18 protein-coding genes are annotated in these 18,413 nt (G+C 66.9%); 9 read left to right on the top strand and 9 right to left on the bottom strand.

The genetic code is table 11. The annotated features are described in order from the left end of the window. Window positions 1–15: 15 nt before the first annotated feature. Together lat and ON32_RS04355 are read right to left on the bottom strand one after the other, a co-directional pair. Window positions 16–1,383 carry an L-lysine 6-transaminase gene (gene lat / locus ON32_RS04350; RefSeq protein ID WP_040788751.1) on the bottom strand — a complete coding sequence of 456 codons (1,368 nt, stop codon included), beginning with the start codon at window positions 1,381–1,383 and terminating at the stop codon, window positions 16–18. 65 nt (window positions 1,384–1,448) lie between these two features. Continuing rightward, the gene (locus ON32_RS04355; RefSeq protein ID WP_040788752.1) at window positions 1,449–1,901 is read right to left on the bottom strand and encodes an Lrp/AsnC family transcriptional regulator; all 453 of its coding nucleotides are present in this window, start codon (window positions 1,899–1,901) and stop codon (window positions 1,449–1,451) included. A gap of 109 nt (window positions 1,902–2,010) precedes the next feature. On the opposite strand from ON32_RS04355, the gene amaB reads away from it, so the two are divergent. Next, window positions 2,011–3,543, top strand: coding sequence for an L-piperidine-6-carboxylate dehydrogenase (amaB, locus tag ON32_RS04360; protein WP_083873990.1), 1,533 nt, complete (start codon window positions 2,011–2,013; stop codon window positions 3,541–3,543). A 21-nt stretch (window positions 3,544–3,564) separates the two neighbouring features. Here amaB and ON32_RS04365 read toward each other — a convergent pair whose 3' ends face one another. The 3 genes from ON32_RS04365 to ON32_RS04375 form a co-directional block, all read right to left on the bottom strand. Then, window positions 3,565–4,542 (bottom strand): patatin-like phospholipase family protein, encoded by a 978-nt coding sequence (locus tag ON32_RS04365; RefSeq protein ID WP_083873992.1) that lies wholly within the window; start codon window positions 4,540–4,542, stop codon window positions 3,565–3,567. A gap of 380 nt (window positions 4,543–4,922) precedes the next feature. Continuing rightward, window positions 4,923–6,710 carry an acetyl/propionyl/methylcrotonyl-CoA carboxylase subunit alpha gene (locus ON32_RS04370; RefSeq protein WP_040788753.1) on the bottom strand — a complete coding sequence of 596 codons (1,788 nt, stop codon included), beginning with the start codon at window positions 6,708–6,710 and terminating at the stop codon, window positions 4,923–4,925. A gap of 494 nt (window positions 6,711–7,204) precedes the next feature. After that, window positions 7,205–8,107, bottom strand: a complete 903-nt coding sequence (locus ON32_RS04375) for a sulfurtransferase (RefSeq protein WP_083873994.1) — start codon at window positions 8,105–8,107, stop codon at window positions 7,205–7,207. A 158-nt stretch (window positions 8,108–8,265) separates the two neighbouring features. Between ON32_RS04375 and ON32_RS04380 the strand changes: the two genes are divergently transcribed. Continuing rightward, window positions 8,266–9,132 carry a helix-turn-helix transcriptional regulator gene (locus ON32_RS04380; RefSeq protein WP_040788755.1) on the top strand — a complete coding sequence of 289 codons (867 nt, stop codon included), beginning with the start codon at window positions 8,266–8,268 and terminating at the stop codon, window positions 9,130–9,132. On the opposite strand, the gene ON32_RS04385 is transcribed toward ON32_RS04380, so the two are convergent. The 3 genes from ON32_RS04385 to ON32_RS04395 all read right to left on the bottom strand — a co-directional run bounded on the left by ON32_RS04385 (window position 9,061) and on the right by ON32_RS04395 (window position 11,881). Further along, on the bottom strand, window positions 9,061–9,726 hold the full coding sequence (locus tag ON32_RS04385; RefSeq protein WP_040788756.1) for a Maf family protein: 666 nt from the start codon (window positions 9,724–9,726) through the stop codon (window positions 9,061–9,063). The genes ON32_RS04380 and ON32_RS04385 overlap by 72 nt on opposite strands. A 41-nt stretch (window positions 9,727–9,767) precedes the next feature. After that, a complete protein-coding gene (locus tag ON32_RS04390) occupies window positions 9,768–10,103 on the bottom strand; it encodes an acyl-CoA carboxylase subunit epsilon (RefSeq protein ID WP_040788757.1) in 336 nt (111 codons plus the stop codon). A 140-nt stretch (window positions 10,104–10,243) separates the two neighbouring features. Further along, complete coding sequence (locus ON32_RS04395; protein WP_040788758.1) at window positions 10,244–11,881, bottom strand: acyl-CoA carboxylase subunit beta; 1,638 nt, start codon at window positions 11,879–11,881, stop codon at window positions 10,244–10,246. A gap of 394 nt (window positions 11,882–12,275) precedes the next feature. Here ON32_RS04395 and ON32_RS04400 point away from each other — a divergent pair, with 394 nt between their 5' ends. From ON32_RS04400 to ON32_RS04420, 5 genes are all read left to right on the top strand, one after another. Beyond that, entirely contained in the window at window positions 12,276–12,464 is a 189-nt protein-coding gene (locus ON32_RS04400; protein WP_040788759.1) for a hypothetical protein, read from the top strand. A 45-nt stretch (window positions 12,465–12,509) separates the two neighbouring features. After that, window positions 12,510–13,310 (top strand): biotin--[acetyl-CoA-carboxylase] ligase, encoded by an 801-nt coding sequence (locus tag ON32_RS04405; RefSeq protein ID WP_040788760.1) that lies wholly within the window; start codon window positions 12,510–12,512, stop codon window positions 13,308–13,310. 75 nt (window positions 13,311–13,385) lie between these two features. Beyond that, entirely contained in the window at window positions 13,386–13,895 is a 510-nt protein-coding gene (locus ON32_RS04410) for a PH domain-containing protein (RefSeq protein WP_040788761.1), read from the top strand. Window positions 13,896–13,944: 49 nt separating this feature from the next. After that, on the top strand, window positions 13,945–14,622 hold the full coding sequence (locus ON32_RS04415) for a response regulator transcription factor (RefSeq protein ID WP_040788762.1): 678 nt from the start codon (window positions 13,945–13,947) through the stop codon (window positions 14,620–14,622). Window position 14,623: 1 nt separating this feature from the next. Then, complete coding sequence (locus ON32_RS04420) at window positions 14,624–15,934, top strand: sensor histidine kinase (RefSeq protein WP_040788763.1); 1,311 nt, start codon at window positions 14,624–14,626, stop codon at window positions 15,932–15,934. Between the two features lie 65 nt (window positions 15,935–15,999). On the opposite strand, the gene ON32_RS04425 is transcribed toward ON32_RS04420, so the two are convergent. Then, window positions 16,000–16,545, bottom strand: coding sequence for a GtrA family protein (locus tag ON32_RS04425; RefSeq protein WP_040788764.1), 546 nt, complete (start codon window positions 16,543–16,545; stop codon window positions 16,000–16,002). Between the two features lie 99 nt (window positions 16,546–16,644). Between ON32_RS04425 and ON32_RS04430 the strand changes: the two genes are divergently transcribed. Both ON32_RS04430 and purE read left to right on the top strand, forming a co-directional pair. Next, window positions 16,645–17,865: a 5-(carboxyamino)imidazole ribonucleotide synthase gene (locus ON32_RS04430; protein ID WP_040788896.1), complete on the top strand. Its 1,221-nt coding sequence runs from the start codon at window positions 16,645–16,647 to the stop codon at window positions 17,863–17,865. A gap of 61 nt (window positions 17,866–17,926) precedes the next feature. Next, window positions 17,927–18,400 (top strand): 5-(carboxyamino)imidazole ribonucleotide mutase, encoded by a 474-nt coding sequence (purE, locus tag ON32_RS04435; protein ID WP_040788897.1) that lies wholly within the window; start codon window positions 17,927–17,929, stop codon window positions 18,398–18,400. Window positions 18,401–18,413: the final 13 nt, after the last annotated feature.

Here is an 18,413-nt window from a genome sequence, read left to right on the forward strand (position 1 = left end):
TATGTCGAATAGGTATCAAAGCAGGTGGATTAGGGTGCGTTTCAGGGCGGACACAGCGGCGTCCAGCTCATCCGTTCGCACGGTCAACGGCGGGCGGAACCGGATGCCGCGTTCTCCGGTGCCGAGGAACAGCACCCGTTCGTGTTCGCGCAGGGCGGTGAGCATCGCGTCGCGGAACTCGGGATCGGGTAGCGTCACCGCGCACATGAGACCGCGACCGCGTGGTTCGGTGACGGCGGGATACCGGGCGGCCAGGTCGTGCAGCCGTTCCAGTAGATGTGTGCCGAGGGTGCGGGCCCGTTCGATCAGGCCGTCGCGCTCGATCACCTCCAGAATGCGCCGGGCGCGCACCATATCGGCGAGATTGCCGCCCCAGGTGGAATTGAGCCGAGAGGATACGGTGAACGCATTGTCCGGCACCTCGTCGACCCGACCGCCGGCCATGATCCCGCACACCTGGGTCTTCTTCCCGAAGGCCACCACATCCGGCGACAGGCCGAGTTGCCGGTAGGCCCAGGTGCTTCCGGTGGTGCCCACTCCGGTCTGCACCTCGTCGAGAACGAACAGCGCGTCGTTGTCGTGACACAGCTGCTGTATGGCCTGGAGGAACTCCGGGCGCATATGCCGGTCTCCGCCTTCGCCCTGAATGGGTTCGGCCACGAAGCAGGCGATTTCGTGCGGGCGCTCCGCGAAGGCGCGGGCGGCCTGGTCGAGGGCGCGTCGTTCGGCGGCCGCGAGATCGGGTTCGACACCGATATACGGGGTTTCGATCCGTGGCCAGTCGAAGATCGGGAAACGTTCGGTTTTCACCGGATCGGTGTTGGTGAGTGACAGGGTGTAGCCGGTGCGGCCGTGGAAGGCGCCGGTCAGGTGTAGGACCGCGAAGTCGCGATCGCTGCCGGAACGGGTTGTGCGGCCGTGTATCTCGTTGTGTCTGCTCTTCCAGTCGAAGGCGGTTTTGAGGGCGTTCTCCACCGCGAGCCCACCGCCGTCGATGAAGAACAGGTGCGGTAGCCGCGGATCGCCGAGGACGCGAGTGAAGGTCTGTACGAAACGCGCCAGCTCGACGGTGTAGACATCGGAATTGCTCGGCTTGTTCAGCGCGGCGGCGGTGAGTTCGGCGCGGAACAGGCCGTCGTCGGCCAGGGCAGGGTGGTTCATGCCGAGCGCATTGGAGGCGAAGAAACCGAACATATCGAGGTAGACGGTTCCGTCGCGTGCGTCGACCAGGCGGCAACCGCGTGAGGTGCGCAGGTCCAGCACGAGATCGAAGCCGTCGACGAGCATGCTCTTCGACAGGACCTCGTGCACGCGGGTGGCGGGGATGACCGGGGTCGCTGCCGTGTCATCGCCCGCGCCGGGGTGCTCCAATTCGATGGTCACACCCCGAAGGGTACGAAATATTTAGTCCCTTCTCCACGATTAAACGAATTTGTTACGGTTGAATCCTACTTCTCGTAGAATGTCTGCAGAATAATCGTGCTGCGGGTCCGGACATTGGCCGTTGCCCGGATCTCCTGCAGCAACTGTTCGAGGTGTCGGGGAGAGGCCACCCGGACCAGCAGAACATAGCTCTCGTCGCCGGCCACCGAGTGACACGCCTCGATACCGGGCAGATGCTGTAGCAATGCGGGTGCGTCATCCGGCTGAGACGGGTCGAGAGGAGTGATGGCCACGAATGCCGACAGCAGCTGACCCAATGCCTCCGGGTCGACCTTCGCGGAATAACCGCGGATCACCCCCCGTGACTCCAACCGGCGCACTCGGGACTGCACCGCGGACACCGACAGGCTCGCCTTCTCGGCCAGATTCGACAGGGTCGCGCGTCCATCCGCCATCAGTTCTCGTACCAGCAGTCGGTCGATCTCGTCCAGGGCTGGTCTTACCGGTGTTTCCGCCACCAGCGAAGGCTAACCCAGGCGCCTCGGTCCGTGAATACCCTTCCCATTGCTCGTTCTTCGGCCCTGGTGGTCATCCGCGCCCCGGCCGACCGACACCGAGGAGCATCAGATGACTCGACTGCTCGGCGACCGTGACACCCGCCGGTTACCCGCGATCGCGGACACTCTGCTGCACGCACTGGGTGTCGAGGCCCCCGGCCCCGGCGCTCTGATCGCCCGCACCCCCATCACCGGGGAGCAGCTGATCACTCTGCGCGCCGACACCCGCGCCGATGCCGAAACCGCCATCGAGCGCGCCGCCGACGCTTTCCGCGCCTGGCGCACCGTGCCCGCGCCGCAGCGCGCGGCGGTGGTGCGTCGGCTGGCCGAACTGTTGCGGCGACACAAGACCGAGCTCGGCCGATTGGTGACCCTGGAGGTCGGCAAGATCGAGGCCGAGGCCGAGGGTGAAGTGCAGGAGATGATCGATGTCTGCGAATTCGCCGTCGGACTGTCGCGGCAGCTCTACGGGCGCACCATGCCTTCGGAACGGCCGGGACACCGATTGATGGAAACCTGGCATCCGCTGGGTGTGGTGGGTGTGATCTCCGCCTTCAACTTCCCGGTCGCGGTGTGGTCGTGGAACACCGCCCTCGCCCTGGTATGCGGGGACACCGTGGTGTGGAAACCGTCGGAGATCACGCCGCTGACCGCCTTGGCCTGCCATACCCTACTGCGCCGGGCCGCCGCGGATGTCGGCGCGGATCCGCAGATCCACCAGCTGCTGCTCGGCGATGCCGAGATGGCCGCCCCTCTGGTCGACGACGAGCGGGTCGCCCTGCTCAGCGCAACCGGTTCGGTGCGGATGGGGCGCGAGGTCGCGCCGCGGGTGGCCGCTCGGTTCGGTCGGTGTCTGTTGGAGCTGGGCGGTAACAACGGTGCGATCGTCACTCCCTCGGCGGAGGTGGACTCGGCCGTGCGCGCCATCGTTTTCGCGGCGGCGGGTACGGCGGGCCAGCGGTGCACCACATTGCGCCGGCTCATCGTGCACGCCGATATCGCCGGGCCACTGCTGTCCCGGCTCGAGCAGGCGTATCTGCGACTGCCCGTAGGGATTCCGTTGGATCCGGGTGTGCTGGTCGGTCCACTCATCGATGAGCGGGCGTATACGGCCATGCGGACGGCGCTGGACCGCGCTCTCGACGACGGTGGCGAACTGCTCTGCGGCGGCGAGCGAATCGATGGTTTCGGTGACAAGGCGTTCTATGTGCGTCCGGCGATCGTGCGGATGCCCGCGCAGACCGCGGTGGTGCGCGAGGAAACCTTCGCCCCGATCCTGTATGTGCTCACCTATCGGAATTTCGACACGGCCATAGCCCTGCACAACGGGGTGCCCCAGGGTCTGTCGTCGGCGGTGTTCACCACCGATCAGAGCGAGGCCGAACGCTTCCTCGCGGCCGACGGATCCGACTGCGGTATCGCCAATGTCAATATCGGCACCTCGGGTGCGGAGATCGGCGGAGCGTTCGGCGGGGAGAAACACACCGGCGGCGGCCGCGAATCCGGATCCGATGCCTGGAAGGCGTATATGCGTCGGGCCACCAACACCATCAACTACTCCACCGAACCCGTGCTGGCGCAGGGAATCAGATTCGACCTCTGAAGACGGACGGAATCCGGACCGTCAGGAACTTTCCGCCTGCTCTCCCGCGGCCACATCGCGCGGACCGAAGGTGAATCCGGCGGCTTCGGAGAAGGTGTCGTGAACCGCGCGGCGGCCGATCTCCAGTCCCCGGGCGAGCAGAGCGGTATCGCGGGCGGCGCCGCTGATGGCGGGGGAGCCGAGTGGCGGACGGATCTGGAGGACGGCCGGCCCCAGCGAGTCGAGAACGCCCTCCTCCACATCCTGTTGGCCCGGACGTTCCAGTAAGGCCCGGTAGGCGCCGGGGGCGGAGAACCGCATATAGGTGCCGCCGACCACAGTGTGCAGCCACGATGCCGGTGGGCGGCGTTCATCGGCGCGTCGGGTGCGCAATACCAGCGCGTGCGTGGCCCCCGAACGTACGGCGGCGCGAATCGGGACGCTCTCGGCGAGACCACCGTCGAAATAGCGGCGTCCGCCGAGCTCTATCGGCGGCCCGGCCAGCACCGGCAACCCCGCCGAGGCGCGCAGGGCCCGCATGAGGGTGGGTTTGTCCACGATATGCGGTTGCAGATCCACCGAACGCCCGGTGTGGGTATCGGTGGCGATGGGGTGAAAGGTGGTGGAGTTGGCCAGGATGGCATCGAAGTCCATCGGATCGATCCGGTCGTAGACCTCGTGCACCAGATATTTCAGATCGAATGCCGGCCTGCCCCGCAACATTCGCCCCGGATCGATGGCGCGGCGCAAGGTCACCGGATCGGTCCACAGCCGCATCCCACTGCGGGCCCGCCCACACAACAGCCAGGCACCGTTGATCGCCCCGGCCGAAGTACCGTAGACGGCGTCGAACACCGAGGACAACCCGAGTTCCTCCAGCCCGCGCACCATCCCGCCGGAATACACCCCGCGACTGCCGCCGCCTTCGATGACGAGTGTCAGACGATGCCCGTCGGACCGATGACCGGAGGCAACCCGACTCCGGATGACCTCCGCAACCGTCGGCGTAGAACTGGACATTCGCCCACAATACGACAGCTCGGATACGCAGGCTTCCCGCCATCACATCGACCCCCGAAACACGGCCCGGTATCGCGCGTCGAGTCCGGTTTCGGGCGTCGGGTCCCACAAAGCCCCTGAGCTTCACCAATTCCTGCTCATCCGCATCGGCTCGGTCACCCGTGGCAATGCGTCCCGTGCAGATGCCGGGATACTCCTATGGCTGTCGAGTGGTGGGGGGTGATCGGACGGTAGAGAGCTCTTGTGAAGCTCACAAGGGGTTGCGACCCGTCCCGCGTTCGCGCACCCGAAGCGCATGCGCCGAAGGCACGAGTCTCGGTCGCGCACATACGAGACCTTCAGGGTCGCAACCCCGCGCCGCCGAAGGGCAGCGCCGAGAACTACTTGATTTCGGCGAGTACCGTGCCCTGGGTGATGGCCGCGCCGGCCTCCACGTTCAGTCCGGTGATCACACCGGCCTTGTGCGCGTTGACCGGGTTTTCCATCTTCATGGCCTCGAGCACCACGACCAGGTCGCCGGGTTCCACGGTCTGGCCTTCGGTGACGGCGACCTTGACGACGGTGCCCTGCATCGGCGCGGTCACCGCATCGCCCGACGCGGCACCGCCACCCGCGGCGCCGCGCTTACGCGGCTTCGGCTTCTTGCGAATGGCACCGCCCGCGGCGGCGCCGTTGCCGATGCTGAACTCACCCGGCAGCGAGACCTCGACGCGGCGTCCGCCGACCTCGACGACCACCTTCTGACGCGGTGCCTTCTCCTCGTCGTCGATCGGTTCGCCGCCGGTGAACGGCTCGATGGTGTTGTTCCACTCGGTTTCGATCCACTTGGTGTAGACGTCGAACGATTCGCCGTCGCCCACGAACGCGGGATCCTCGACGATCGCCCGGTGGAACGGGATGACCGTGGCCAGGCCTTCCACCTGGAATTCGGCCAGGGCGCGCCGCGCCCGCTCCAGAGCCTGGGTCCGGTTCTCGCCGGTGACGATCAGTTTGGCCAGCATGGAGTCGAACTGGCCACCGATCACGCTGCCCTGCACGACACCCGAGTCCACCCGCACGCCGGGGCCACTCGGCTCCTTGTAGACGGTGATGGGGCCGGGGGCGGGCAGGAAGTTGCGGCCGGCGTCCTCGCCGTTGATCCGGAATTCGATGGAGTGCCCGCGGGGGGTGGGGTCCTCGGTGAATTCCAGCTTTTCGCCATTGGCGATGCGGAACTGCTGGCGCACCAGATCGATACCGGCGGTTTCCTCGGTCACCGGGTGTTCGACCTGCAGGCGGGTGTTCACCTCGAGGAACGAGACGGTATCGCCCTGGACCAGGTATTCCACCGTGCCGGCACCGTAGTAGCCGGCTTCCTTGCAGATGGCCTTGGCCGATTCGTGGATGCGCTTGCGTTGGTCGTCGGTGAGGAACGGCGCGGGAGCCTCCTCGACCAACTTCTGGAAGCGACGCTGCAGCGAGCAGTCGCGGGTGCCCACGACGATCACATTGCCGTGCTGGTCGGCGAGCACCTGGGCTTCGACGTGGCGGGCCTTGTCCAGGTACTGCTCGACGAAGCATTCGCCACGGCCGAAGGCCGCGGTGGCCTCGCGGGTGGCCGATTCGAACAGCTCGGGGATTTCCTCGATCGAGTGCGCGACCTTCATACCGCGCCCGCCGCCGCCGAATGCGGCCTTGATCGCCACCGGCACGCCGTACTTCTTCGCGAATTCGACGACCTCGTCGGCATTGGCCACCGGGTCCTTGGTGCCCGCGGCCATCGGTGCGTTGGCGCGTTCGGCGATGTGCCGGGCGGTGACCTTGTCGCCGAGGTCGCGGATGGCCTGCGGGGGCGGACCGATCCAGATCAGCCCGGCGTCGATCACGGCCTGGGCGAAGTCGGCGTTCTCGGACAGGAAGCCGTAGCCCGGGTGGATCGCGTCGGCGCCCGACTTGGCGGCGGCGTCGAGGATCTTGTCGATCACCAGGTACGACTCCGCCGAGTTCTGTCCGCCGAGAGCGAAGGCCTCGTCGGCGAGCTTGACGAAAGGCGCGTCGGCATCGGGTTCGGCGTAGACCGCGACACTCCCGAGGCCGGCGTCCTTGGCCGCCCGGATGACACGCACGGCGATCTCGCCTCGGTTAGCTACGAGTACCTTCGTGATCCGAGCGTTGGCTTGGCTGGGCACTGAGCCTCCTGTGCAATCTTCTGTGTTCGCTTCGCGGGATGGGTCGCTGCGCAGGCTCCTGCTCCCGTAGGCGGAGTCAGCGACCCCCGACCGGTCTCGGAACCGGGTGGGTCGCTGGGCGGGTTCCGCCGAAGTGGGTTCGGATCCGCTGCGCGGGCTCCGCGCCCATAGCCGACATTTGTCGTCTCGGGCGAGTGTAGGCAGTCTGCCAACAGACGCGGAAACCGGATAGCCCTACCGAAGAGTAGGTCGTAGATCACACTCCCGCGACCTCGGTGTCGAACCGTGCCGCCGAACCCCTCTCACCTGCGGAGAAACTGCCGGCAAGTGCCCTCTGTCGGCCTGGGGCGGCTTTGTCCGATCGGCGGCGCTATGGAGGACGGATAGCGAATCCGGGATAACGAATCCGGGATAACGGGGCCCGAGTCGTCCCCGAGGGATCCGTCTCGTTCTCGCCGCCCGATCCACCCGCTGCGCCGGGGCTGCGCGATCCGTCAGGAAGGTGCTCCCGCGACGGCGGGAACGGCCCCGTCGAACAGGGCGATGGGCATGCGGACCGTGTTTCCCCATTCGGTCCACGATCCGTCGTAATTGCGTACCGAGTCGACGCCGAGCAGGTATTTCAGGACGAACCAGGTATGGCTTGCCCGTTCCCCCGTCCCGCTGTACACGACCAGTGGGCCGGCGGTGGTGAGGTCGTCGTATATCGCCTCCAGCGCGGCGCGGTCGCGGAATCGCCCGTCGGGACCGATCGCGTCGTTCCACGGCAGGTTCACCGCGCCCGGTATGTGACCGCCGCGCGGAATCATCTCTTCCCGGTCGGTCGGCGCGCCCACTCGTATGCCCGCGTACTCCGCGGGTGAGCGCACATCGATCAGCGGGTCGACGCCGAGTCGGTGCAGGACTTCTTCGCGGAATATGCGGTTCGTATGGTCGTCCCGCCGGACCTGTGGGTATCGGCCGGGCGGCGGGCAGGGGGAGTCGAAGGTGGTCTCCCGGGATTCGTCGATCCAGGCCTCACGTCCGCCGTCGAGCAGTCGGACATCGGCGTGTCCGAAGAGGGTGAACACCCACAGCGCGTGTGCGGCGCGAGTATTGGCGTGATCGCCGTAGAGCACGATGGTGTCGTCGCGTTCGATCCCCTTGGACCGCATCAGTTCGGCGAACCGGATGCCGTCTATACAGTCGCGGGTGACGGGATCGTCGAGATCGGCATGCCAGTCCAGTTTGCTTGCCCCAGGGATGTGACCTATGTCATAAAGACGTGTATTCGTGTCGCATTCGAGGATCTTCAGACCGGCCGCGCCGATATTCGCCGACAACCACTCGGTGGTCACCAGCCGGTCGGGATGCGCATATGAGGCGAAGGTGGGATCCGGAGCAACGGGCACGTTCAGAATCCTTCACACGTATGGGTAGTGGGCGAAGCGGGGTCGAAGCGCATCCTGCATGGTATGTGTGACGTGAAGTGAACCGGATTCCCGTACGAATAGGGTGAACGAACCATTAAATCGCACGTGCATCCGATAAAGTCTCCCCGGAGGAGGGGTGAGCTATGTCAGATTCTTGGCCTCGGCGGCGCTTGCTCGCGATCCTACGTGGCGCGAGTGAGCCGCTCGATGCCCAGGAACTGGCCAGGATCACCGGACAGCATGTCACCACAGTCCGGTTCCACCTCGATATTCTCACCCGCGAATCCCTGGTGCGCCAGTTCCAGCAGCCACCACGGGGTCGGGGCCGTCCCCGAATCGGATATCGCGCCGTGCAACGATCCGTCGGGTACCAGGATCTGGCCCAGATGCTGGCCGATCAGCTGGGGCCCGATCCGGCGAGTCGGGAGGCGGCCGGGGTGGCCGCCGGCCGGGCCTGGGGCGCTCGGATGGACGTTCCCGATCAGCCTGTCACCACGCTGCGTGAGGTCCGGGAGCTGGCCGTCTCGCTGATGTCGGAGTTGGGTTTTGCCCCGGAGCGGGATTCGTCGCGGGACACCGGGGATCAGGTCGTCATTCCGTTGACCGCCTGTCCGCTGCGGGATCTCGCCCGCACCCACTCCGAAGTGGTGTGCAGTGTGCACCGCGGCATGGTGGAGGAACTGATGAACCGCAACGGCACCGGGGCCGTCGAGGTGGCGATGACGCCGTTCGTCTCCGACGATGTCTGTGAGCTGCGGCTGTGGCTGGCCGACGAGCGGTCGGGCTCCCTCGACTCGACGGTCGACGAGCTCTCGGTTCCGCCCGCCCGGGGGGAACCGCCGCCTCGGGTGTCGGAGCCGCTCGGCGCTTCGGCTCCGACCGGGATTCCGCGATCGGAAGGCTCCATCGGACCGCCGGCGGACCCGATCATCTCCCCGTCAGGCGGGAACACGCCACAATTGCGCGATTCCGATACCCACATCCTGGAGCAGTCGGCGCAACAACGGTAGTCCGATACCCACCACGCTCGAGGGGTCGCCCTCGATTCGGTCGACGAACCAGCCGCCCATCCCGTCCAGAGTGAAGGCGCCGGCGACCCGAAGCGGTTCCCCGGTTGCGATATAGGCATCCAGTTCCGCGGGTTCCGGTTTGGCGAAATGCACGGTGGTGGCACTACAGTCGACCGCTTCCGTAACGAGCGGCGGTTCGGCGGATCCGGTGGACCGCAGGCGCAGCACACAATGACCGGTGATCAGATCGGCGGTGCGTCCCGCCATGGTCTGCCAGCGCTCTCGGGCCACCTCCGGGGTATGCGGTTTGCCCTGGAGAACGCCATCGATGAGCAGCATCGAATCGCAGCCCACCACTGCGAGATCGTCTCCGGCCGCGGCGAGATCGGCGGAATCGGCGAGCGTGGTCGCCACGGCGCGAGCCTTGGCCCGTGCCAATTCGTTCACCACGGTATGCGGGGTGGTGTCCGCGGGCAGCGCCGCGATCACGGCGTCCTCGTCCACATCCGATACCCGGACGAGCGGGTCGATTCCGGCCGCGCGTAGCACGGACAGCCGGGCCGGTGACGCGGAAGCGAGAACCAGCCGGGTCAATTCTCCTACCCTTCCCGAGATCAGTAGCGCCCTTCCCGAGATCAGTAGCGCAGATTCGACAAGTACGGGTAGGCGTAGGGCGAGTTCGGCGAGGTGCCGCGGTGCAGCATGGTCGGCACACCCCACAGGTCTCGGGGGCCGGTCGATCCCGTGGTCGCCCCGGCGCTCGCGGCAGCGGCGGCGAATACGCATACCAGCGCGGCGATCTCTTCGTCGGTCGGCGCGCCTTTTTCGATTACGAGGAACGGCTCCCGGCCCTCGGCCGTCGTGGCGACAGTGCTCGCATCGGCGTCGCCCCCGCGCGTGTCTGCTGTCGACTCGGCGGTGAGGTCCAGTTCGGCAGCGGCCAACACTTCCTCTTCTGCCACTATCGTCACGGTGCCAGATCCTCTCTCTTGCCTCGATCGAGCGTCGGGACGCCCGATTCGCGCCGCACCGGCGTGTCGGTGCCCATCGGCATTCCTGCCGCCCGGCATCGGCGCCGCCGGTGACGCGCCCTAATGAGCGTATCGCTCGATCACAGGGGAATGTTGCCGTGTTTCTTCGGCGGCAGGCTCACCATCTTGCGTTCCAGCAACCGCAGCGCCGAGACGATCTGGCCCCGGGTGTGCGACGGCGGGATCACCGCGTCCACATAACCGCGCTCCGCCGCGACGTATGGATTGACCAGGGTGTCCTCGTACTCGTTTTGCAGTTCGAGGCGCAAAGCGTCCACGTCGGCGCCTTCTTTGGCGGCCTCGGCCAGCTTCTTCCGATAGACGAATCCCACGGCGCCGGAGGCGCCCATGACGGCGATCTGCGCGGTCGGCCACGCCAGGTTCACATCGGCACCCATGTGCTTGGAACCCATGACGTCATAGGCGCCGCCGTAGGCCTTGCGAGTGATGATGGTGATTTTGCCCACAGTGGCCTCGCCGTAGGCGTAGAGCAGCTTCGCGCCGCGGCGAATGATGCCGTTGTATTCCTGGCCGGTGCCGGGGAGGAAGCCGGGAACGTCCACCAGGGTGATGATCGGGATGTTGAAGGCGTCGCAGGTGCGCACGAAACGCGCCGCCTTCTCCGAGGCGTCGATATCGAGGCAGCCGGCGAACTGGGTGGGCTGGTTGGCCACGATGCCGACGCTGCGGCCGTCGATCCGGCCGAAACCGACGATGATGTTCATCGCGCGTTCGGCCTGGATCTCGAGGAATTCATCGTCGTCGAGCAGCCGACGAATGACCTCGTGCATGTCGTAGGGCTGGTTCGGCGAGTCCGGGATGATCGTGTCCAGCTCGAGATCCTCGTCGGTGAGGGAGTCCTCGATGGCGCCGTCCACCGGGTTGCTCGCCGGGTAACGCGGCGGCTCGGCCCGGTTGTTGCTGGGCAGATAGGACAGCAGATCCTTGACGTAGTCGAGGGCGTCCTGTTCGCCGGAGGCGACATAGTGCGCCACACCCGACTTGGTCATATGGGTGTGTGCGCCCCCCAGTTCCTCCATGGTGACCTCTTCGCCGGTGACCGTCTTGATGACGTCCGGACCGGTGACGAACATCTGGCTGGTCTGATCGACCATCACCACGAAGTCGGTGAGCGCCGGGGAGTAGACGTGTCCGCCGGCGGCGGGGCCCATGATCAGCGAGATCTGCGGGATCACACCGGAGGCCTGGATATTGCGGTGGAAGATCTCGCCGTAGAGGCCGAGCGACACCACGCCTTCCTGGATGCGGGCGCCGGCGCCTTCGTTGATGCCGATCAGCGGCCGGCCGGTCTTGAGCGCCAGGTCCATCACCTTGACGATCTTCTCGCCGTAGACTTCGCCCAGGCTGCCGCCGAACACGGTGACGTCCTGGCTGAAAATGCACACGTCGCGGCCGTCGATGGTGCCGTAGCCGGTCACCACGCCGTCGCCGAGCGGACGGTTCGCCTCCAGACCGAAGTTCACGCTGCGGTGTCGGGCCAGAGCGTCCAGTTCGACGAAGGAACCCTCGTCGAGCAGGGCGAGGATGCGCTCCCGGGCGGTCATCTTGCCCTTGGCGTGCACTTTGTCGACGGCGGCCTCGCCCATCGGGTGTTTGGCCTCTTCCAGCCGGTTCCGCAGATCGGCCAGTTTGCCGGCGGTGGTGTGGATATCGGGGGCACCCGCCGATCCCGGCGTAGGCTGCTGGACACTCGTCATGGGTCGGAGTGTAACCAGTACCAATGCGATCTGTTAACCCGGGAAGGGCTACTCATCGGTAGAGCTCGGTGGATAAAAGCCCAGGTGGACAAGGTTGTCCGCTGCAGAATGTTCACCGGGAACCGACATGGTGACGATTCGCGGCGGAGGTTTCGGGCCGCCGTCGCGGACCGTTGACGCGTCGATGCGACACCCCGAACGGGGCTGCGCGCCCGAGTCCGCTTCCGCCGTGTTCTCGGGTGTACCCATTCGGGTCGGGGACCCGGCTTCGTGCGCCCCCGACCATAGGGACCGTCCCGGCATCGGAACCCGGGGGTCGGAAAATCGCTTTCCCCGAGCCTGCGCTGCGAAATACCCTGGATCCACTCGCTTTCCGGCGAGGGGAGGAAATGTCATGTGGCACTGGAGTACCCGGGTGGCCGAGCATGCTCGGGCGGCGGCCTGCACCCGGGTCGAACGCGAACCGGAGCCGACCGTGACCGACCCCGACTTCACGGTCGGAACGGACCCCGACGGGAACGGGCTCGTATGCCGAGCCGAGGCATCCGAGACGATATCGATCGAGTACGACCTGGCCGGCTGAGCCCGGTTCGGGCCCGTGCGGCCGGCCGACGGGTAGCCTGCCGATGTGCAGAGGCCACCGTTGGATATCGAGCAGTTGCGTCGCGACCTCACCACGGTCCCGGAGTTGGATTTCTTCACCGGGATCGATGTGGTGTCCTCGACCGGATCCACCAACGCGGACCTGAGCGCCCGCGCAGCGGACCCGGGTGTCGATCGAGTGGTCCTGCTCGCCGAAACCCAGGAGCGAGGCCGGGGTAGGCATTCCCGTTCCTGGGTTTCCCCGCCGCGGGCCCAGATCGCCATGTCGATCCTGGTCCGGCTGCCACGTATCGATCCCGACGCCCTGGGTTGGCTTCCCCTGCTCACCGGCGTGGCCGTGGTGGACGCGCTGCGCGCCACCGCGCAGGTGCCCGCGACCTTGAAATGGCCCAATGACGTTCTGATCGAGGGTCGTAAGGTGGCGGGCATCCTCGCCGAGGTCGCCGCGAGCGGAGCGTCACCCGCGGTGGTCGTGGGCATAGGGGTGAACGTGGGTCTCACCGAGGCCGAGTTGCCGGTGCCGCACGCCACCTCGCTCACCCTGGCCGGTGCGACGGTGGACGATCGCACGGTCCTGGTGACCGCGCTGCTCACTGCGTTCGCGCGCCGCTTCACCTCCTGGCGTGCCGATGGTTGGGCCGTCGACGAACTCGCCCCCGCCTACCGGGACTACTGCTCGACCCTGGGCGCGCGGGTTCGCGCCGAACTCCCGGGTGGTCGCGCCCGTACCGGTATCGCCCGTGATATCGATGCCTCCGGTCGACTGCTCGTGGACGACGAACCGGTGGCCGCCGCCGACGTCACCCACCTGCGTCCCGAGGACTGAGCGGCCGTCCGGCGCGGGTCGAGCGCTCGAAGTCGTTCCACCGCTTGCCGCCTCCGCACACGGTAGGGTTCGACCATGGGTTATCCGGAGGATGTACTGGCGCCCTCGGAACAGCTGATCCTGCATCGGCATCCGCACTGGAAGATGTTGTTCTGGCCGGTGGTCACCCTGGTCGTCGCCACCGCCCTGGCCGGGTTCGCGGGTGGGCTGGCCTGGCGTCATCTCGAGGAGCCGACCCGATCACCGGTGCTGTTGGCGATTCTGGTGGTGTGGCCGGTCGTGGTGGTGTGGCGGTGTATCGCCCCGATCATCCGCTGGAAGTCCACGCATTTCATCGTGACCGACCGTCGGGTGCTGGTACGGGCCGGTGTGCTCACACATACCGGTATCGATATTCCGATGAGTCGGATATCGAGTGTCCAGTTCCGGCACGGATTGTTCGATCGGCTTCTCGGCACCGGAACGTTGATCATCGGCTCTTCCTCGGAGGAGCCGCTCGAGTTCGACGATGTGCCCGCGGTGGAGCAGGTGCACGCGCTGCTGTATCACCAGGTGTTCGATCCGGCGCGGGACGACTCCCGCTGATGGGGGTGAGCGGCCGGGTCGTTGTCGGGGTGAACCGTAATCTGGTCCCATGACGGCCGTATTACTGGGCGAAGACGACGACGCGATCGCCGCGCCGCTATCGCGGGCGTTGGGCCGCGAAGGCTACTCGGTCACCGTGGAGAGTTTCGGCCCCGAGGTGCTGCGGCGGGCCCTGGAAGATCGATATGACCTGCTCATCCTGGATCTCGGGCTGCCCGGTATGGATGGTCTGGAGGTATGTCGGCAGGTGCGGGCCCGCGGTGCGGAACTGGCCGTGCTCATGCTGACCGCGCGAACCGACGAGGTGGATTTCGTGGTCGGTCTGGACGCGGGCGCCGACGACTATGTCGGCAAACCGTTTCGGCTGGCGGAACTGCTGGCGCGAGTGCGCGCGCTGCTGCGGCGCAGCGGTATCGGAGACGACGCGGTGGAGGTGGGCGGTATCCGCCTGGAACCCGCGGCCCGGCGGGTACTGGTCAACGGTGTCGAAGTGGGACTGGCCAACAAGGAATACGAGTTGCTCAAGGTGTTGATCGACCGCGCGGGGCAGGTGGTGCCGCGTGAGACGATCCTGCGCGAGGTGTGGGGCGATGTCGAACTGCGCGGATCCAAGACCTTGGATATGCACATGTCCTGGCTGCGTCGCAAGATCGGTGACGAGGGGCCGATGGCCGAGCGCCGTATCGTCACCGTGCGCGGTGTCGGTTTCCGGCTGAACACCGACTGACGTGCGGCGCCGGATTCTGCGGTCGATGCTGGCCGTACTGCTGTTGACCACCGTGGTGCTCGGGGTGCCGCTCACCTATACGGCCTGGTTATGGGTGGAGGACCTCACTCGTAACGATCTGCAGAGCCGCCTGGAGCGGATCGCGATCGAGCTGATCACCCAGGAATCGAGCGACGGCACCGTGCGTAACGGGCTGGATCTGCGCACGGTGCGCCCGCTGCTGCCGGAGGAGAGCAGACTCGTCATCGTCTACCCCACGCCGCGCGACAATGCGGCGCAACTGGAGCTGGGGGCCGAGACCGTTTCCGATCCGATGGTGGAATCGCTGTCGATGGGATCGTCGGGGTCGTTGCGGCTCGAGGTGCCCAAGGCGCCGATGAAGGCCCGGCAGCGGCAGGCCGTGGCCGGGGTGGCATTCGCGGTCGCGCTCTCGCTGGCCGCGGCGGTCACGGTGGCGGTGCTCACCGCCCGCCGGGTGGCCGACCCGATCCGGGACGTGGCCGCCCGCGCCGCCCGATTGGCGATGGGTGATTTCCGCCCGGACCCGCGCAGGCACGGTATCCCCGAACTGGACCGGGTCTCCGATGTGTTGGATTCGGCGACCGTGGAGATCGCCGGCCGACTACAGCGTGAGCACGCGTTGGTCGCCGATGTCTCGCATCAGTTGCGCAGCCGGCTCACCGCGGTGCGGTTGCGGTTGGACGAACTGTCCACGCACGACGATCCCGCGGTGGTGCACGAGGCGGAGGAGGCGATGGCCCAGGTCGACCGCCTGACCGAGGCGATCGATGAACTGGTGCGCGCTTCCCGCGACGAGGACGCGGCCGACCGGGATCCGGTGGTGGTCATGGACGAGTTGCGGGGCATCGTCTCGGAATGGTCCCATCCGTTCCGGGAGGCGGGCCGGACATTACGGCTGACCGGTGACGAATCGCTGCGGGCGCCGGTGAACGGATCACGGCTCCGGGAAGCGGTGACCGTGTTGATCGACAATGCGCTCATGCACGGTGGCGGTACCTGCACGGTATCGGTGCGCACGGTGCGGCCGGGGGGTAATCGGGAACCGCTGGTGTGCGTGGAGATCGCCGATGAGGGCGAAGGGGTCAGCGATGAGCTGGCGCCGTATATCTTCGACCGGGGTTTTTCGGGCGCCGGGTCGACCGGTGTGGGTCTGGCATTGGCTCGGGCGCTGATCGAGGCCGATGGTGGTCGGTTGGAGCTGCAACGCCGGCGACCCGCATTGTTCGCGGTGTTCCTGGGCACCCCCACGGCCACGCGACAGCCGAACCCGGCGCTGAGCGAACCGCGCTGAGGGTGATACGCGCTGAGGGTGATAAGGGAAGGGATGGGTTCTTCGCTCGGGGGAGGTGGGCCGGGTCAACGGCCGAGGTGGCGCTGTTCCTCTTCCACGAGGTCTTCCCATTCCTCCATGATCTGTTCCATCTCGTCCGGGAACACCCAGCGGCGCATCGCCCAGAAACGGAAGGCCATCTGCAGCAGATTGCCGATGATATAGGCGCTGATGAAATCGGCGACATTCTCCACGGTGAAGCTGACCGTGGGCTGCTGCAGGTGGAGGGCGTAGCGGGACAGGTACAGCGGGAGGAAGCTGAGCACCACGCCCACCCCGCTGACCGCGAAGAACAACAGTGCCTCGTGATGGCGTTCTCGCCCGCCGCGGTTCTTGAACGACCATTCCCGGTTGAGGATGTAGGAGGCGATCACCGCGATCACCCCCGCGATGACCTTCGCCGTCACCGGCTTCTCGGCGAGAACCGTCCATTTCAGCACATAGAAGATGCCGCTATCGATCACGAAGGTGGTCGCGCCGACAATGGCGAACTTGATCAGCTCGCGATGACGGTAGGCGATCTCCTGCAATGGGGTAGGGAGGACGCTGACCACGCCGTCGACGATTGACACAAGGCCAGAGCATACCGCCCCGGCGTGTTCGGCGAGGCCCTGATGGGCGCGGTGGTGACTCAGGAGACAGGCCCTGGGTGGGGTCGGGCGGTGGCCGGCATGACAGTATGGACCGACGTGAGCGCACGTACCTTCGATTCCGCGGCCATGCCGACCGTCACCATGATCGGCGGCGGCCAGTTGGCGCGGATGACCCATCAGGCGGCCGTGGCGCTCGGTCAGCGACTGCGGGTGCTCGCCGAGCGACCGGACGACCCCGCCGCTCAGGTCAGCCCCGATATCGTCATCGGCAGTCACACCGATCTGGCCACCCTGCGCCGGGCCGCCGTCGGCTCCCACGCGCTGACCTTCGATCACGAACACGTGCCCACCGAACATCTGGAGACGCTGGTCGCCGAGGGCGTCAATGTGCAGCCGCCGCCGTCGGCGCTGCGTTTCGCCCAGGACAAGCTGGCCATGCGCACCGAGCTGGCGGCGCGGGGTCTGCCGGTGCCGGCCTTCGCTGCGGTCGAGTCCGAGGCGGACGCGGTGCGGTTCGGCGAGGAACACGGATGGCCGATCGTGCTCAAGGCGATTCGCGGCGGCTACGACGGTCGCGGCGTATGGATGCCGGCCGATGCCGAGGCCGCCGCGAAGATCGCCGCCGAACAACTCGGCCAGGGGGTGCGCCTGTTGGCCGAGGTGCGGGTGCCGTTGCGTCGCGAGCTGTCGGCAATGGTGGCGCGATCCCCGTTCGGGCAGGCCGCGACATGGCCGGTGGTGGAGACCGTGCAGCGGCACGGCCAGTGCGCGGTGGTCATCGCGCCCGCGCCCGAGTTGTCGGAGGAGCTGGCCACCGAAGCGGAGTCGATGGCGCTGCGCTTGGCCCAGGAACTGGGTGTGGTCGGTGCCATGGCGGTGGAACTGTTCGAAACCCCCGACGGGAAACTTCTGGTCAACGAGCTGGCCATGCGCCCGCACAACTCCGGGCACTGGGGTATGGACGGGGCCCGCACCGGTCAGTTCGAACAGCATCTGCGGGCGGTGTTGGACTATCCGCTCGGCGATACGAGTCCGCTGGCGCCGGTGACCGTGATGGCGAATATTCTCGGTGCGCCCGAGGCGCCCGCCATGTCGATGGACGAACGCCTGCACCACTTGTTCGCCCGGATGCCCGACGCCAAGGTGCACCTGTACGGCAAGAGCGAACGCCCCGACCGCAAGATCGGGCATGTAAACGTACTCGGTGACGATGTCGCCGTGGTGCGGGAGAAGGCCGAGCGCGCGGCGCACTGGATGTCGCACGCGGTATGGACCGATGGATGGGACCCACATGAGTGAGACAGCGGAGGCCCCCGTGGTGGAGGGCAGTGTTCCCGGCGCGCCGGCCGTGGGCCTGATCATGGGCAGCGATTCCGACTGGCCGACGATGGAGGCCGCCGCCGAGGCTCTCGCCGAGTTCGGGGTCCGGTTCGAGGTCGGCGTGGTGTCCGCGCATCGCACCCCGCAGCGGATGCTCGACTATGCCCGCGAGGCCGCCGGGCGCGGTCTGCGGGTGCTGATCGCCGGCGCGGGTGGGGCCGCCCACCTGCCGGGTATGGTCGCCTCCGCGACCGCGCTGCCGGTCATCGGTGTTCCCGTCCCACTGAAATACCTGGACGGTATGGACTCGCTGCTGTCGATTGTGCAGATGCCCGCCGGGGTTCCGGTGGCCACCGTTTCCATCGGCGGCGCGCGCAACGCGGGTCTGCTCGCGGTCCGTATTCTCGCCGCCCACGACCCGGCCCTGTGCGCGCGGATGGAGCGGTTCCAGGCCGGTCTGGAGCAGATGGTGCTGGAGAAGGACGAGGCACTGCGCCGCCGCCTGCTGGGCTGACCTGTGGTGCCGG

The organism is Nocardia paucivorans NBRC 100373 (assembly GCF_000308675.1).
Lineage (GTDB): Bacteria > Actinomycetota > Actinomycetes > Mycobacteriales > Mycobacteriaceae > Nocardia > Nocardia paucivorans.